Raw genomic sequence first — 16,236 nt, forward strand, 5'->3', positions numbered from 1 at the left:
GCCTGGCGGGCGACGGGGTGGTAACGGTGGTAGCGGGGTATCGCGTGGCCGGTTACTCGCCGATGCCTTCGGCGCTGAACTGATCCTTCACGTATTTGATTTCGGTGCGCCCGTGGGGCGCGGGCAGGCCGTCTTCACCGAGGTTGACGAAGACCATTTTTTCCACGGTGAGGATACTTTTGCGGGTGATCTTGTTGCGCACTTCACAGGTCAGGGTGATGGAGGTGCGGCCGAATTCGGTGGCAGTGATGCCCAACTCGATGATGTCACCCTGGCGCGAGGCGCTGACGAAGTTGATCTCGGAAATGTACTTGGTGACCACGCGCTGGTTACCCAACTGGACGATGGCGTAGATCGCCGCTTCTTCGTCGATCCAGCGCAGCAGGCTGCCGCCGAACAGCGTGCCGTTGGGGTTGAGGTCTTCGGGTTTGACCCATTTGCGGGTGTGGAAATTCATGGGGGGCTCCGAGGGGGTGGGCAATTTGCGGGGGGGTGTTGCCCTCCCAGCTTCGAGTTTTGAGCGCCAAGCTGCAAGTTAAAAGCGCTCCTGCCCTTACTTGCCGCTTGCAGCTTGCAACTTGCCGCGCAAACCCCGCTATAATCCCCACCGCTTCAAACACGGCAAACGCCGTTTCCCGCCACCTGTCCGAGGGGCGCTGCAGCAGGTTCTACCTGTCAGGCTCGGATGGGGCGTTGTCTGGCCAGGATGATCCGGCCCGGCCTTAAACGCACAACGGCGCCCATTCGCACTCAAAACGAATGGAGGCTCTTCATGAGCGCTGTCAACACGCCTGCAGATTTTACCGACTACAAAGTCGCCGACATGTCCCTGGCTGCCTGGGGCCGTCGCGAAACCATCATCGCCGAATCGGAAATGCCCGCCCTGATGGGCCTGCGCCGCAAATACGCCGGCGAGCAACCGCTCAAGGGCGCGAAGATCCTCGGCTGCATCCACATGACCATCCAGACCGCCGTGCTGATCGAGACCCTGGTTGCCCTGGGCGCCGAAGTCCGCTGGTCGTCGTGCAACATCTTCTCCACCCAGGACCAGGCCGCCGCGTCCATCGCCGCCGCCGGCATCCCGGTGTTCGCCTGGAAAGGCGAGACCGAGCAAGAGTACGAATGGTGCCTGGAGCAGACCATCCTCAAGGATGGCGCGCCATGGGACGCCAACATGATCCTCGACGACGGCGGTGACCTCACCGAGCTGCTGCACAAGAAGTACCCGGCCGTTCTCGAACGCGTCCACGGCGTGACCGAAGAAACCACCACCGGCGTGCATCGCCTACTGGACATGCTGGCCAAGGGCGAGCTGAAAATCCCGGCCATCAACGTCAACGACTCGGTGACCAAGAGCAAGAACGACAACAAGTACGGCTGCCGTCACAGCCTCAACGACGCCATCAAGCGCGGCACCGACCACTTGCTGTCCGGCAAGCAGGCCCTGGTGATCGGCTACGGCGACGTGGGCAAGGGCTCGGCCCAGTCGCTGCGCCAGGAAGGCATGATCGTCAAGGTCTCGGAAGTCGACCCGATCTGCGCCATGCAAGCCTGCATGGACGGTTTCGAGCTGGTTTCGCCGTTCATCGACGGGATCAACACCGGCACTGAAGCGAGCATCGACAAAGCGCTGCTGGGCAAGATCGACCTGATCGTGACCACCACCGGCAACGTCAATGTGTGCGATTCCAACATGCTCAAGGCCCTGAAAAAGCGCGCCGTGGTGTGCAACATCGGCCACTTCGACAACGAAATCGACACCGCTTTCATGCGTAAGAACTGGGCGTGGGAAGAAGTGAAGCCGCAGGTGCACAAGATCCACCGCACCGGCCCTGGCGATTTCGACGCGCAGAACGACGACTACCTGATCCTGCTGGCCGAAGGCCGCCTGGTGAACCTGGGCAACGCCACCGGCCACCCGAGCCGCATCATGGACGGCTCGTTCGCCAACCAGGTACTGGCGCAGATCTTCCTGTTCGGCCAGAAATACGCCGACCTGTCGCCGGCCCAGAAAGCCGAGCGCCTGACCGTTGAAGTGCTGCCGAAAAAACTCGACGAAGAAGTGGCCCTGGAAATGGTCCGCGGTTTCGGCGGCGTCGTGACCCAACTGACCAAGACCCAGGCCGACTACATCGGCGTGACGGTCGAAGGCCCGTTCAAGCCGCACGCCTACCGGTACTGACAGCAGCGGCAAGCGGCAAGCTTCAAGCGGCAAGTAAAGGCGATGCGTTTACTGGTGGCTTGAAGCTTGTGGCTTGCTACTTCATCGCTCATTGAGCAGCTACAAGCGGTGAGCTTCAAGCCACAAGACCCGGCGCCCCGCCCTCTTGCCGCTTAAAGCTTGCAGCTTTTGGCTGGAGATTCCGACATGTCCCAAGACCGTCGCTACAGCTTCGAGTTCTTTCCGACCAAGACCGATGCCGGGCACGAAAAACTGCTCGCCACCGCCCGTCAACTGGCCGGCTACAACCCCGACTTCTTCTCCTGCACCTACGGTGCCGGGGGTTCGACCCGCGACCGCACGATCAACACCGTGCTGCAGCTGGAAAGTGAAGTAAAAATCCCTGCTGCGCCGCACCTGTCCTGCGTCGGCGACAGCAAGGCCGACCTGCGTGGCCTGCTGGCCCAGTACCAGGAAGCGGGCATCAAGCGCATCGTCGCCCTGCGCGGCGACCTGCCGTCAGGCATGGGCATCGCCAGCGGCGAGTTGCGCTACGCCAATGACCTGGTGAGTTTCATCCGCGAAGAAAGCGGCGATCACTTCCACATCGAAGTGGCGGCTTACCCGGAGATGCACCCACAAGCGCGTAATTTCGAAGATGATCTCGTCAACTTCGTGCGCAAGGCCAACGCCGGCGCCGACAGTGCCATCACTCAGTACTTCTTCAACGCCGACAGCTACTTCTACTTCGTCGAGCGGGTACGGGCGATGGGCGTGAACATCCCGATCGTGCCCGGCATCATGCCGATCACCAACTACAGCAAGCTGGCGCGCTTCTCCGACGCCTGCGGGGCAGAAATCCCACGCTGGGTGCGCAAGCAACTGGAAGCCTACGGCGATGACGTCAAGAGCATCCAGGCCTTCGGCGAAGAGGTCATCACCCAGATGTGCGAACGCCTGCTGCAAGGCGGCGCACCAGGGCTGCACTTCTACACCCTCAACCAGGCCGAACCGAGCCTGGCGGTGTGGAACAACCTCAAGCTGCCACGGTAAGGGCAACTGCAAGTTACAAGCTGTAAGCAGCAAGCTCTTGCAGCTTGTCGCTTACAGCTCGCAGCTGCTTTCTGGCTCTTTGCCATATCTCGTCGTAATCTCAAGGCATGCCCGTGATTGCGCAGTTACTCGTCGCCCTTCTCATCACTTGCCTGAGCTTTAGCGCCCGGGGCGAGAAAATCCGTATTGTCACCGAGCCCTGGGCGCCTTACGTGTACGAGGAAAACGGCGTGGCCCTTGGCCTGGACTACGAAACCACGGCCATCGTGTTCAAGCGCCTGGAGATCGAGGTGGAGTGGCAATTTCTGCCTTGGAAACGCTGCCTGGCGATGCTGGAACTGGGCCAGGCCGACGGCGCCCTGGACATCTTCCACAGCGCCGAACGCGAACTCACCCTGCTATACCCCAGCGAGCCACTGTCCGAAGTGGAATTCGTCCTGTTCTATGCCAACGCCCGCCCCCACCGTTTCGACAGCCTCGACGACCTGCGCGGCCTGACCATCGGCACCTCGCCCGGCTACCTGTACAGCACGCAGTTCAGCACCTCCAACCTGTTCACCCGCGAGCCGGCGCCCAGCCACGAAGCCAACTTCGGCAAACTGCTGCGCGGGCGCATCGACATGCTCATCACCGACCGCCGCGTCGGGCAATTGGTGGTCAACGAACTGCAACTCAACGACCAGATCAGCCAGCAACCCAAGGTTGTGAGCAGCAACAGCCAGTTCCTCGCGGTGCGCCGCAGTGCCGGCATGGACCTGCTGGTGCAACGCTTTGGCGCGGAGCTCAAGCGCTTCAAGCAAGAGCCGGCCTACGCTGAACTGAGCGCCAAATACGCCAGCATGCACATCCTGGCCAGCGAACCGGGCATCCCCCTGCAACGGGCGCCAGGCACCGTTGAGCAGCAGGAAAGCAGCGCGCAGTGATTGCTCTGTTATACTGCGGCCTTTCCGCCAGGCTGACGCCCGGACACCGGACCTAGCAACACGCCTCCCAACACCGCTACAGCGCAGCCACAGAGCCCGCGCGAGCGCTGCACGAGGCGCCAGGTTCGAGCTGGACCGGACGGGATCTCGTCCCCTTAAACGTGATTCGCACCCGGCAAGACTATCCCTCTGGGCCAAGCCCTAACTAAAACAGGATTACTCATGTCCTTTGCTTCCCTCGGTCTCTCCGAGGCTTTAGTCCGTGCCATCGAAGCGGCGGGCTATACCGAGCCTACTCCGGTGCAACAGCGGGCCATTCCCGCCGTGTTGCAAGGTCGCGACCTCATGGTTGCGGCACAGACAGGTACTGGTAAAACCGGCGGTTTCGCCCTCCCGATCCTGGAGCGGTTGTTCCCCAACGGTCACCCGGACAAATCCCAGCGTCACGGCCCGCGCCAACCGCGCGTCCTGGTCCTGACCCCCACCCGCGAACTGGCCGCCCAGGTGCACGAGAGCTTCAAGCTCTATGCCCGCGACCTCAAGTTCGTCAGCGCCTGCATCTTCGGCGGCGTCGGCATGAACCCGCAGGTTCAGGCCATGTCCCGCGGTGTTGACGTGCTGGTGGCATGCCCCGGTCGTTTGCTCGACCTGTGCGGCCAGGGCAGCGTTGACTTGTCCCACGTTGAAATCCTCGTGCTGGACGAAGCCGACCGCATGCTCGACATGGGCTTTGTCCATGACGTGAAGAAAGTTCTCGCGCGCCTGCCCAGCAAGCGCCAGAACCTGCTGTTCTCGGCGACGTTCTCCAAGGACATCACCGACCTGGCCGGCAAGCTGCTGCACAACCCCGAGCGCATCGAAGTCACGCCGCCCAACACCACGGTCGAGCGCATCGAGCAACGGGTATTCCGCCTGCCCGCCAGCCACAAGCGTGCATTGCTGGCCCACCTGATTACCGCTGGCGCCTGGGAACAGGTCCTGGTCTTCACCCGCACCAAGCACGGCGCCAACCGCTTGGCCGAGTACCTGGACAAACACGGCCTGAGCGCCGTCGCCATCCACGGCAACAAGAGCCAGAACGCCCGCACCAAAGCCCTGGCCGACTTCAAGGCCGGTGAAGTGCGCATCCTGGTGGCCACCGATATCGCCGCTCGCGGCCTGGACATCGACCAGTTGCCCCACGTGGTCAACTTCGAGCTGCCCAACGTTGACGAAGACTACGTGCACCGCATCGGCCGTACCGGCCGCGCCGGTCGCTCGGGCGAGGCGATCTCGCTGGTCGCGCCGGACGAAGAAAAGCTGCTCAAAAGCATCGAGCGCATGACCAAGCAGAAAATCGCCGACGGCGACCTGATGGGTTTTGACGCCAGCACGGTGGAAGCCGAAAAACCGGAAGTGCGCGAGCGCCCGGACGTTCGTAACCCGCGCAACCCCCGTGGCCCGCGTGGCGATGGCCCGAACGGCGGCGGTGGCGGCGGTGGTCGCAAGGACAAAGGCAAGGACAAGGGCGGCAAGGAAAAACCCGCCGCTGCCCGTGGCGAACGCCCGGCCCGCGAACAAAAACCCCGTGAAGGCACTCCGGCCCGCGAACAGCGCCAGCCGAGCCAGCCACCACGGGCCGCCGACCGCGCCCCGGACGAGTTCCTGGACGACGACATCGACAACTTCGGCAACCGCGTCGACTACGTGCCCCAGCAGAAACCTGCCCAGGGTCGCGGCCGTCGTCCGGGTGCTCCGGCCCAGGGCAGCGCAACCGGCGCTGCCGCCCCCCGCAGCGGTGGCGCGGCACGCCCCGGCAGCCCACGCAATGGCAGCGGCACCGCCCCCGCCAAACGCAGCGGCCCGCGCAACGGCGCCCCACGTGACGGCCAGGCCCGCCGCGAGGAATCACGCAACCGCCGCCCGGCCCGTGACGACCAGCCACGCTTGTCGGAACCGGCCGTACAAAACCCACGCAGCGGCCCGGCACCGAAAATCATCCACAAGGAGTCCAAAAGCGATCGCTCGCTGACTCCAGAGCAATTGGATCAACTACCAGGCCGCCCACGCGGCGAAAAACCAGCGCTGCTGACCCGCAACCGCTGAGTTTTTGTAGGCATCGGCAAAGTGCCTGCTTGATGCCCGCTCCCACACAGGTTCCACTGGCGCTCAGTGGAATTTGAGCCGCACAAAAAAGCCCCCGGTCTCACAACCGGGGGCTTTTTCGTTTCAAGGCCGGGGCCTTACTTCACTTGCACGCCTTCCAGCGAGATATCCAGGTCCAGGGTCTGGGAACTTGGGCCCGGGCCTTTGATGCCGAAATCGTTCAGGTTCAGGGTGGTGCTGCCGTTGAAGCCGGCCCGCTGGCCGCCCCATGGGTCTTTGCCTTCGCCGTTGAAAGTGGCCTTGATAACCACGGGCTTGGTCACGCCGTGCAGGGTCAGGTCGCCAGTCACGTCAGCGGTTTTCTCGCCGGTGGTTTTCACCGCGGTGGAGACGAACTTGGCCTCTGGGTACTTGCTTACATCGAGGAAGTCTTTGCTGGCGATGTGCTTGTCACGCTCGGCGTGGTTGCTCCACAGGCTGGCGGTTTTCAGGGTGACGTCGATTTTGCTGGCTTCTGGCTTGGCCGCATCCCAAGAGAACGAACCGTCCCAGTCTTTGAAGGTGCCGTGGATGAAGCTATAGCCCAGGTGGCTGATTTTCCAATCGATGAAGGCGTGCTGGCCTTCCTTGTCGATCTTGTAGTCGGCGGCCATCGCCTGACCGGCCGACAACAGTGCAGTACCGATTGCCAGAGCGGCGAGAGTCTTCTTCAACATATTTTCTATTCCTTTGGAGTCCAGGTTGAACATCAGGCTTTGCGCCCCAGCATACGAGCCAGGGTCGCGTCACGATCGATAAAGTGGTGCTTGAGGGCAGCCAGGGCGTGCAAACCGGCGAAAACCACCAGCGCCCAGGCCAGATATAGATGCACGACACCGGCCACGTCCGCCTGGTCCGGCAAGCCAGACACCAGCGCCGGCACTTCAAACAGGCCAAACACCGCAATGCCCGCGCCGTCTGCGGTGGAAATCAGGTAACCGGCAATCATCACGGCGAACAGGCTCAGGTACAGGAACGAATGGCCGACCTTGGCACCCAGCCGCGTCAGGCGGCTATAGCTGCTCAACGTCGGCGGTGGCGGGCTGACAAAGCGCCACACCACCCGCAGCAGCATGACGGCGAACAGCGTCAGGCCAATGCTCTTGTGCAAATCCGGCGCGTCTTTGCGCCACGTGCTGTAGTAGTCCAGGCCAACCATCCACAAGCCCAGGGCGAACAGGCCGAAAACCGCCAGCGCCACACCCCAGTGCATGAAAATACTGACCCAGCCATAACGGGAAGAAGAATTACGTAACTGCATTGATTGCCAATCCTGTGGGAACTGCGGGCAAGGTTAACCCGTTATCTATCGACTTAAAGCGGAAAATTTGGCTTTAAATGATCGAGAAAAACGATCAAGAGTCTGAAACGGGCTCGTTAACGCAAGATTAACAGCGGGTTTATGACGGGCCGTCGTAGCCAGCGGGCTCGCTCGCTTGGGCGCAAAGCGGCCGAAAAAACCGTGGGGTACATGCGCACCCCAGCGCGGGCGAGCCCACTTGCTACAAAGGGAGCACGTTCCCATGCGGGCACATGGGAACGTTGGGAAGGGTTACTGCGCCTTGGCCTCAGCCGCCGGTTTGGCGACGGCTTTTTTCGCCGGTTCGACCTTGGCCGGGGCCTTTTTCGCGGGGGCCGGTTTGGCCGGGGCTTTTTTGACCGGTGGTTTTTTCGCCGGTTGGGCCTTGGCCGGGGCTTTTTTCACCGGCTCGGCTTTGGCCGGCACCACAGGTTTGGGCGCTTCCACCGGGGCCGGGGCAGCCACCGGAGCTGGAGCCGGGGCCACCGGTGCAACCGCGGGCTCTGGCGCCTTGGCCGGAGCTTTGTCGCCACCGCCGAACATCCGCGAGAAGAACCCGGGCTTGCCCGCTTCGGCTTTCGCCTCGGCCTTGGCCGGCTCTGCTTTCTTCTCGGCAGGCTTGTCGGACGAGCCGCCGAACATATTGCTGAAGAAGTTACCCTTGCTGGCCGTCGCCGCACCGGCCGCCGCAGCCGCCACCACAGGGGCCGCTTTTACCGGGTCGAACGACTTGCCCGCCGCCAGGTCCTGCACCTGGCTCGCTGCGCGCTGGCCGCTGCGCAGTGCGCCTTCCAGGGTGCCGGGGTAGAGGGCATCGGTGTGCTCGCCGGCAAAGGCAACGCGCTGGATCGGCCGCTCCCACAGGCGCCAGTATTTGCTGATCTGCCCCGGGCCAAAGGCCAGGTAGGCGCCGCCGGTGGACGGGTCGGTGCTGTAGCGGCGGATTTCATAGCCAGTGAACGCACCACGGGCCTGTGGATAAAAAGCGTGCAGGCGGATCAGCACCTGGTCGGCGATCTGTTTGTCGCCAAACGCCTGCATGATCCGCGCGTTGTCGCCGGACAGGTTAATCACCACGTTGGCGCCGCCCTTGAGCGCAGGCTCGATCCACAGCATGCCCAGGCCGGCGTTGCTGTACACCTCGCCGGACATCCGCGCCTTGCTCTCCCACACCGGGGTCTTGAACTTGAGCATGATCTGGTCGCGCCAGCCGTAGTTGGTGCCCTTGATGGCGCCCTGATGCACGGCGTCCAGGGCCGGGGTCATCTGGATCTTGGCCAGCGCCCGCAGCGGCACGGCCAGCACCACGTAGTCGGCCTGGTAGCCGACGCTACCGACCTTGACGGTGACGCCGTCCTTGCCCTGGACGATGGCCGACACCGGCGAGGCGGTTTTGATGGTTTTCAGCTGCTTGACGAACGCCTGGGCCAGCACCGGGCTGCCGCCGAGCAGGCGCGAGGCGCGCTGGTCGCGGTCGGCCACGCCACGGTAGACGCGGCTTTGCTGGGCGAAATACAGCAGCGACAGGCGCGACGGTTCGTCGTAGCGGCTGCGGATCTGCTGGTTGACCAGTTGCCGCGCGGTGGCCGGCAGTTGCAAACGGTCGAGCCAGTTGGACACGTTGATCTGGTCCAGGGCATGCAGGGTGCTATTGGCCGAGGGGTTGAGCGGGTCGGTGATCGAGCGCGCCAGGTCATCGAGGGTGGCTTCGTAGCGCTTGAGCGCCTCGGCAGTGGCCGGTTGCTTGGTGGCCAGGTCAGCGACGCTGAAGTAGGTGCCGTCGATCAGGTAGCCCGGGGTACGCACGAACTCCGGCGCGGGCGTGGTGCCCAGTTTGAAAGCGTCCACGTACTGGTTCAGCACCGGTTGGGTCTTGCTGTTGCCGATCCACTCGCTGGTGGCCATGCCGGAGCGCCCGCCCAGGTTCGGCCGCGCTTCGAGCAAGGTCACCTGCCAACCTTTGTTTTGCAGCTCGTACGCCGCCGTCAGGCCCGCCAGGCCACCGCCGATCACAATCGCCGTCGGTTGTTTGTCCTTGGCCAGCGCACTCACGCTGAACAGCCCTATCACCACCAGCGCACAGGCGCGCAGCCAACCAGCAGACATTCAGCGAACTCCGGTATTGAACGAGGAAAATTCCGATTTTTAAGCCAGACGGCTCACAGAGCGGCGAAGGATACGTCAGGCATCAGACGCCCGCCAGCGACGTCTATCGCCGCGCCCGGCGCGCTATGGGTTGTCCCGCGCCCACGCATTGCATAGGCTTGCGCGATTGTTTGTCCGTGTATGTCCCGGACCGCCTCCAGGAGAGCCCCAATGGGTCTGAATAATCAGTGGATGCAGCGCGACCTCGCGGTGTTGTGGCACCCGTGCACCCAGATGAAAGACCACGAGCAGCTGCCGCTGATCCCGATCAAGCGCGGTGAAGGTGTGTGGCTGGAAGATTTCGAAGGCAAGCGCTACCTGGACGCGGTCAGCTCCTGGTGGGTCAACGTGTTCGGCCACGCCAACCCGCGCATCAACCAGCGCATCAAGGACCAGGTCGACCAACTCGAACACGTGATCCTGGCCGGGTTCAGCCACCAACCGGTGATTGAGCTGTCCGAACGCCTGGTGAAGATGACGCCCGAAGGCCTGACGCGGTGCTTCTACGCCGATAACGGGTCATCCTGCATCGAAGTAGCGCTGAAAATGAGCTTTCACTACTGGCTCAACCGCGGCCAGCCGACCAAGAAGCGCTTCGTCACGCTGACCAACAGCTACCACGGCGAAACCATGGCGGCGATGTCGGTGGGCGATGTGCCGCTGTTCACCGAAACCTACAAGGCCCTGCTGCTAGACACCCTCAAGGTGCCCAGCCCCGACTGCTACCTGCGCCCCGAAGGCGTGAGCTGGGAAGAACACTCACGCACGATGTTCGCCGCCATGGAGCAGACCCTGGCCGAGCACCATGCCAGCGTGGCGGCGGTGATCGTCGAGCCGTTGATCCAGGGCGCGGGCGGCATGCGCATGTACCACCCGGTGTACCTGACGCTGCTGCGCGAGGCCTGCGACCGCTACGGCGTGCACCTGATCCTCGACGAAATCGCCGTGGGTTTTGGCCGCACGGGCACGATGTTCGCCTGCGAACAGGCCGGCATCCGCCCGGATTTCCTGTGCCTGTCCAAGGCCCTGACCGGCGGCTACCTGCCACTGGCGGCGTGCGTCACCACCGATGAGGTGTACAGCGCCTTCTACGACGACTACCCGACCCTGCGCGCCTTCCTCCATTCCCACAGCTACACCGGCAACCCGCTGGCCTGTGCGGCGGCGCTGGCGACCCTGGATATTTTCGAGCAAGACAACGTCATCGAGCACAACAAGGCCCTGGCCCGGCGCATGGCCACCTCCACCGCGCACCTGGCCGACCACCCCCACGTGGCCGAAGTGCGCCAGACCGGCATGGTGCTGGCCATCGAGATGGTTCAGGACAAGGCCAGCAAAACCGCCTACCCGTGGCAGGAACGCCGTGGCCTGAAGGTGTTCCAGCACGCCCTGGAGCGCGGCGCCCTGTTGCGCCCGCTGGGCAGCGTGGTGTATTTCCTGCCGCCCTACGTGATTACCCCCGAGCAGATCGACTTCCTCGCCGAGGTGGCCAGCGAAGGCATCGACATCGCCACCCGCAGCACAGTGAGCGTGGCAGTGCCGGAAAACTTCCACCCGGGGTTTCGTGATCCGGGTTGATTGAGTTCACCTTTATTTTTGTGGGGCCGGGGCGGCCGCCATCGCGAGCAGGCTCGCTCCCACAAAGGCCCGCGCCGTTCCCGGTGAAAGCGAGCCCGCTCGCGATAAGACCCGCAGGGCCTTCACCTGATCCACATGAATTACAGAGACCCACCCATGAGACTGTCCCGCTTCTTTACCGACACCCCGCTGAGCCTCGGCGAGCACGAACTGCCCGAGGCCCAGGCGCACTACATCAGCCGCGTGCTGCGCATGGCCGAAGGCGACGGGTTGCAGTTGTTCGACGGCTCGGGCCTGGAGTTTCGCGCCAGCCTGGTGGAAGTCGGCAAGAAGCGCGTACGTGTGCAGGTCACCGAGCGCTTTGCCGGGCAAGAAGAATCGCCGCTGCACATCCACCTGGGCCAGGGCCTGTCCCGGGGCGAACGCATGGATTGGGCAGTCCAGAAGGCCACCGAGCTTGGGGCCAATGAGATCACGCCGATTTTCACCGAGCGCTGCGAAGTGCGCCTCAAGGACGAACGCGCCGACAAGCGCCTGCTGCATTGGCGCCAGGTGGCCATCAGCGCCTGCGAACAATGCGGGCGCTCGCGGGTGCCAGTAATTCACCCGCCGCTGCTGCTGGCCGACTGGCTCAAACAGGCCGACGCCGCGCTGAAACTGGTGCTGCACCCGGTGGCCGAGCCGTTGCTCAGCCACGCCAAACCCGCTTCGCTGGCCTTTCTCATCGGCCCCGAGGGCGGTTTGACCGATGGCGAAGTGGCACAGGCCCGCCAGGCCGACTTCCACGCCGCCCGCCTCGGCCCACGGGTGCTGCGCACCGAAACCGCCCCCGTGGTCGCCCTGGCGGTGGCGCAGCAGTTGTGGGGTGATTTCTAGGCTCTCGCAGCCCGCTGCCACGTAGGCTTTCTCCCGCAGCCCTACTGCACCGGCTCACTCGTCGGCGCCGCAATCAGCGCCTTGAGCTCGCCGGTCATGGGGAATTCCAGGTTCAGGCCCTTGGGCGGGATGGGTTGCTCGAACCAGCGTTGGTAGATCCCGTGGATTTCCCCCGAGCGGTACAACTCGCCCAAGGTGTCGTTGACCAGGGCGAGGAACTGCGGGTCGTCCTTGCGCAGCATGCAGCTGTAGATCTCCCGCGATTGTTCCTCGCCCACCACCACCCACTTGTGCGGGTCGCGGGCCTTGGCCCGTTCGCCGTAGAGCAGCGCGTCGTCCATGTAAAACGCCTGGGCGCGGCCGGTTTCCAGCATCTGGAAGGCTTCGCCGTGGTCCTTGGCGCTAATCACCGCCATGCCCATGGTGTTTTCAGCGTTGTAGTTCTTCAGGTAACGCTCGTTGGTGGTGCCCGCCGTGGTCACCACGTTCTTGCCGCGCAGGTCGGCAAAACCCTGGATGCCGCTGTCTCTGGCGGTGAGCAACTGGCCTTTGACGTAGATAAAACCGTAAGAGAACGCCACCTGCTTCTGCCGCTCGGCGGTGACGCCGGTGGAGCCGCACTCCAGGTCCACGGTGCCGTTCTGCACCAAGGGGATGCGGGTTTGCGAGGTAACCAGGTTGTACTTGACCTTGAGCTTGGGCATATCCAGCTTGTTGCGCACCCGTTCAACCACTTTGGCCGCCAGATCGACGGAGTAACCCATGGGTTGGCCGCTGTGGTCGCCCACGTAGGAAAACGGCACCGAGGCGTCGCGGTAGCCCAGGGTGATGCTCTGGGCACCGGCGATTTTGCCCAGGGTGCCCGCCAGGGGGGCTTCGTTGGCGTGCAACGGGGCGCAGAAGGCCAGGGCACAACCGATCAACGTGATTTTTTGCATTGTTATTCTCCGTTGTGGTTTTTCGCGGAACCAAGGCTCACGCCGCGCGGGGCGTGAGGCCTTGCATGTCGATGGCGGGCCTGCGCCCACCGATCAATTCACTGAGCAAACGCCCGCTGGCACAGGCCAGGGTAAAGCCCAGCGCACCGTGGCCGAGGTTGAGCCACAGGTTGCGGTACGCCGTGGCGCCGATCAGCGGCACGCCATTGGGCGTGGCCGGGCGCATGCCGGCCCACTCGATGGCGGCCTCATAATCGCCGGCCTCGGGGAACGTCTCGCGGGCCTGGCGCTTTATCAGGGCCAGGCGTTTGGGGTCCAGGGCCGGGTCGAAGCCGACGATATCCACCATCGCCGCCACCCGTAATTGCTGGCCGAGCCGCGCGTAGACGATCTTGCGGTCGTAATCGGTGATGCTCAACTGGGGCGCGCGGTGCTGCGGGCCAATCGGCACCGTCAGGCTGTAGCCCTTGAGCGGGTACAGCGGCATCTGCACGCCGGGCAGGCGCAACAGCGGGCTACGGTGCCCGGCGGCGATCACCAGGTGTTCCACCGCCAGCACCTCGTCGCCCAGCTCGATGGCCTGCACCACCCCGCCGGCGTGGCGCAACCCGGTGACCGCTTGGCCCAGGCGCAAGGTGCAACTGCGCGAAGCCTGGAGCCGGGCCAGCAGTTGTTGGCAAAAGGCGTGGCAGTCGCCAACCTCTTCCTCGGGGGTATAGATGCCGCCCACCAGTTCGCGGCGGGCCAGGGCCGGCTCCAGGCTGGCGCATTCGGTATCCGACAGCACCAATTGCTGCTGTGGCTCGATCAGCGCATGGCGGGCGCGCTCGAAGCTATAGGCATCGCGGAAGGTCACCAGTTTGCCGTTGCGCCGCCAGTGGAAATCCCCCAGCAGGTCTTCTTCGCGCCAGTCGCTCAAGGTGCGCTGGCTCAACAGCGCCAGGCGCAGCAGGTGGGCGGCGTTCTGGCGGTTGACCGAGGTGCGGCACGCCGCCAGGAACGCGCCCATCCAGCGCCACTGCGCCGGGTCCAGGCGCGGGCGCAGCTTGAGCGGGGAGTCGGCGCGCAACATCCAGCCCAACGCTTGCAAGGGCACGCCGGCATCGGCCAGGGGCGCGACATAGCGGTAGGACAACTGGCCGCCGTTGGCGAAACTGGCTTCCCCGCCCAGGTCCTGGCGCGCCTCCACCAGCGTCACCTCGACGCCGTCGCGCACCAGCGCATAGGCCGTTGCCAGGCCAACCACGCCGCCCCCGATGATGCAAACCCGCTGTGCCATGTCAGTCCTTGCCCTGTGGATAAATCAGGCGTTAAGGGTAGGCCCGGGTGACAGGCGCGGGACAATGAATAAAGATGGGCAACCCATAAACAAAGGTTATGGACTTGCCATGCGCTTGCGACATATCGAGATTTTCCAGGCCATCCGCCAGACCGGCTCGGTCAGCGGCGCCGCGCAGTTGCTGCACGTGTCTCAACCGGCGGTGACCAAAGTGCTGCAACACGCCGAGTTGCAGCTGGGCTTCCCGCTGTTTTTGCGGGTGCGCGGCAAGCTTCACGCCACCCCCGAAGCGCTGGAGTTGGAGCGCGAGGTCAGCAAGGTCAGCGAAAGCCTGCAAGGGGTGCGGCGCCTGGCCCAAAGCCTGCGCCGCGAACCGGGCCACAGCCTGCGTATCGGCGCTACGCCGGCGCTGGCCCTGTCGATCCTGCCGCCGGCCATCCACCAGTGGACGCAGCATTACCCCGACATCGCCTGCGAATTGTCCAGCGCCCACAGCCGCGAACTGACGCAAAACCTGCTGATGCGTGAAATCGATGTTGCCTTGACCCTGCAAAGCCCCGATCACCCGGGGCTCACGGCCCAGGCCCTGGCCGAGGGCGTGCTGGTGGTACTGGCCCCGGCCAACTACTGGCCGGCCGACACGGTGGGCCGGCCCCTGGCATTGATGGACCTGGCAGATGCGCCGTTGATTGGTTTGTCCAGCGCCGACCCGTTAGCGGCACGGCTCGACAGCTACCTGGAAGCGGTAGAACCGGCGCCGCGTATCCGCATTGCCGTGCAGACCTATTCCCTGGCCCGGGCCATGGTCGAATCGGGTGCGGGGCTGGCGGTGATCGACCCCTTCACCGCGCTCGGCGCCTCCACCGCCACCACCCGCATCCGCCCCCTCGCCCCGGCGCTGCCCATCACCCTCTACGCCGTCACCCGCGCCCACGAAGCCCCGGCCCACACCCTGGGCAGCCTGCTGCACATCGTCAGCAACAACGCCCGCCAAGCCCTGGCACGCCTGTAGCAAGCGGGCAGTGCGTGGCAAACAGGACGGGGGTTAGAGCACGTAAAACAGAATCGCCACGAAATGCAGCAAGCTGCCGCCCATGACGAACAGATGCCAAATGCCGTGGGCGTGGCGCAAACGGCTGTCGAGGGCGAAGAAGATGATGCCCACGGTGTACAGCACCCCACCCGAGGCCAACCAGGCGAAACCGCTGGGGCCCAGGGCCGCCAGCAACGGCTTGACCGCCACCAGCACGATCCAGCCCATCACCGCGTAAATCACGATGGATAAAATCCGCGCCTCGGAGCGGGGCTTGATCTCCTGCAAAATGCCGATCACCGCCAGCCCCCAGACAACCCCGAACAACGTCCAACCCCACGGCCCGCGCAGGGTCACCAGGCAAAACGGGGTGTAGCTGCCGGCGATCAGCAGGTAGATCGAAAAATGGTCGACCTTCTGCATGATCGCCTTCTTGCGCCCGCGCACGCTGTGGTACACGGTCGAGGCGCTGTACAGCACCAACAGCGTGAACCCGTAGATCGCCACGCTGACAATCTTCCAGGGGCTGCCGTCCAGGCTGGCGATCACCAGCAACCACACCGCCCCCACACACGCCGCCACCGCCCCGAGCAAATGGCTCCAGGCGTTGAATCTTTCCCCGTGATACATCGCTGCCTCGCTTTGAGAATCCCCGCGGAGCGCGCAATGTACAGCCGCACACCACGCGGTCTATTGAATCAGCCCAAAAACGGGACTGATCGGTCCCTATTTGGGTCCGATATGTCGACAAGTCAATCAGCACTCCGGTGCTGCTTCCCTTTAATTTGAAGGACATTTCCTAGAAATCTGCACCGCTTGCGCCTGC

General features: G+C 63.9%; 14 protein-coding genes and 1 riboswitch. Of the genes, 7 read left to right on the forward strand and 7 right to left on the reverse strand.

Features of this window, described 5'->3' with window-relative positions:
• Window positions 1-52: 52 nt before the first annotated feature.
• On the reverse strand, window positions 53-457 hold the full coding sequence (locus AC19YT_RS05595; RefSeq protein ID WP_095109064.1) for an acyl-CoA thioesterase: 405 nt from the start codon (window positions 455-457) through the stop codon (window positions 53-55).
• A gap of 185 nt (window positions 458-642) precedes the next feature.
• A riboswitch (S-adenosyl-L-homocysteine riboswitch) is annotated at window positions 643-749 on the forward strand.
• 23 nt (window positions 750-772) lie between these two features.
• Between AC19YT_RS05595 and ahcY the strand changes: the two genes are divergently transcribed.
• The 4 genes from ahcY (at window position 773) to rhlE2 (ending at window position 6,222) form a co-directional block, all read left to right on the forward strand.
• Window positions 773-2,182, forward strand: coding sequence for an adenosylhomocysteinase (ahcY, locus tag AC19YT_RS05600; RefSeq protein ID WP_095109065.1), 1,410 nt, complete (start codon window positions 773-775; stop codon window positions 2,180-2,182).
• A gap of 186 nt (window positions 2,183-2,368) precedes the next feature.
• The gene (metF, locus tag AC19YT_RS05605; protein ID WP_095109066.1) at window positions 2,369-3,214 is read left to right on the forward strand and encodes a methylenetetrahydrofolate reductase [NAD(P)H]; all 846 of its coding nucleotides are present in this window, start codon (window positions 2,369-2,371) and stop codon (window positions 3,212-3,214) included.
• Between the two features lie 107 nt (window positions 3,215-3,321).
• A complete protein-coding gene (locus AC19YT_RS05610) occupies window positions 3,322-4,137 on the forward strand; it encodes a substrate-binding periplasmic protein (protein WP_095109067.1) in 816 nt (271 codons plus the stop codon).
• A gap of 222 nt (window positions 4,138-4,359) precedes the next feature.
• The gene (gene rhlE2 / locus AC19YT_RS05615; protein WP_500609906.1) at window positions 4,360-6,222 is read left to right on the forward strand and encodes an RNA helicase RhlE2; all 1,863 of its coding nucleotides are present in this window, start codon (window positions 4,360-4,362) and stop codon (window positions 6,220-6,222) included.
• Between the two features lie 137 nt (window positions 6,223-6,359).
• On the opposite strand, the gene AC19YT_RS05620 is transcribed toward rhlE2, so the two are convergent.
• The 3 genes from AC19YT_RS05620 to AC19YT_RS05630 all read right to left on the reverse strand — a co-directional run bounded on the left by AC19YT_RS05620 (window position 6,360) and on the right by AC19YT_RS05630 (window position 9,667).
• The gene (locus tag AC19YT_RS05620; protein ID WP_095109069.1) at window positions 6,360-6,938 is read right to left on the reverse strand and encodes a YceI family protein; all 579 of its coding nucleotides are present in this window, start codon (window positions 6,936-6,938) and stop codon (window positions 6,360-6,362) included.
• Between the two features lie 32 nt (window positions 6,939-6,970).
• Window positions 6,971-7,522 (reverse strand): cytochrome b, encoded by a 552-nt coding sequence (locus AC19YT_RS05625; RefSeq protein WP_095109070.1) that lies wholly within the window; start codon window positions 7,520-7,522, stop codon window positions 6,971-6,973.
• Between the two features lie 291 nt (window positions 7,523-7,813).
• Window positions 7,814-9,667 (reverse strand): flavin monoamine oxidase family protein, encoded by a 1,854-nt coding sequence (locus tag AC19YT_RS05630; RefSeq protein WP_095109071.1) that lies wholly within the window; start codon window positions 9,665-9,667, stop codon window positions 7,814-7,816.
• 210 nt (window positions 9,668-9,877) lie between these two features.
• Here AC19YT_RS05630 and AC19YT_RS05635 point away from each other — a divergent pair, with 210 nt between their 5' ends.
• Both AC19YT_RS05635 and AC19YT_RS05640 read left to right on the forward strand, forming a co-directional pair.
• Window positions 9,878-11,284 carry an adenosylmethionine--8-amino-7-oxononanoate transaminase gene (locus tag AC19YT_RS05635; protein ID WP_095109072.1) on the forward strand — a complete coding sequence of 469 codons (1,407 nt, stop codon included), beginning with the start codon at window positions 9,878-9,880 and terminating at the stop codon, window positions 11,282-11,284.
• A gap of 156 nt (window positions 11,285-11,440) precedes the next feature.
• Window positions 11,441-12,160 (forward strand): 16S rRNA (uracil(1498)-N(3))-methyltransferase, encoded by a 720-nt coding sequence (locus tag AC19YT_RS05640; protein ID WP_095109073.1) that lies wholly within the window; start codon window positions 11,441-11,443, stop codon window positions 12,158-12,160.
• A gap of 41 nt (window positions 12,161-12,201) precedes the next feature.
• Here the strand turns inward: AC19YT_RS05640 and AC19YT_RS05645 are convergent, their stop codons facing one another.
• Window positions 12,202-13,098: a transporter substrate-binding domain-containing protein gene (locus tag AC19YT_RS05645; protein WP_500609907.1), complete on the reverse strand. Its 897-nt coding sequence runs from the start codon at window positions 13,096-13,098 to the stop codon at window positions 12,202-12,204.
• Window positions 13,099-13,135: 37 nt separating this feature from the next.
• A complete protein-coding gene (locus tag AC19YT_RS05650; protein WP_095109075.1) occupies window positions 13,136-14,377 on the reverse strand; it encodes a D-amino acid dehydrogenase in 1,242 nt (413 codons plus the stop codon).
• 109 nt (window positions 14,378-14,486) lie between these two features.
• Here AC19YT_RS05650 and AC19YT_RS05655 point away from each other — a divergent pair, with 109 nt between their 5' ends.
• Window positions 14,487-15,389: a LysR substrate-binding domain-containing protein gene (locus AC19YT_RS05655; protein ID WP_500609908.1), complete on the forward strand. Its 903-nt coding sequence runs from the start codon at window positions 14,487-14,489 to the stop codon at window positions 15,387-15,389.
• A 33-nt stretch (window positions 15,390-15,422) separates the two neighbouring features.
• Here the strand turns inward: AC19YT_RS05655 and trhA are convergent, their stop codons facing one another.
• Window positions 15,423-16,040, reverse strand: a complete 618-nt coding sequence (gene trhA / locus AC19YT_RS05660; RefSeq protein ID WP_500597353.1) for a PAQR family membrane homeostasis protein TrhA — start codon at window positions 16,038-16,040, stop codon at window positions 15,423-15,425.
• Window positions 16,041-16,236 lie beyond the last annotated feature (196 nt).

This window comes from Pseudomonas sp. MF08875, from assembly GCF_059862525.1.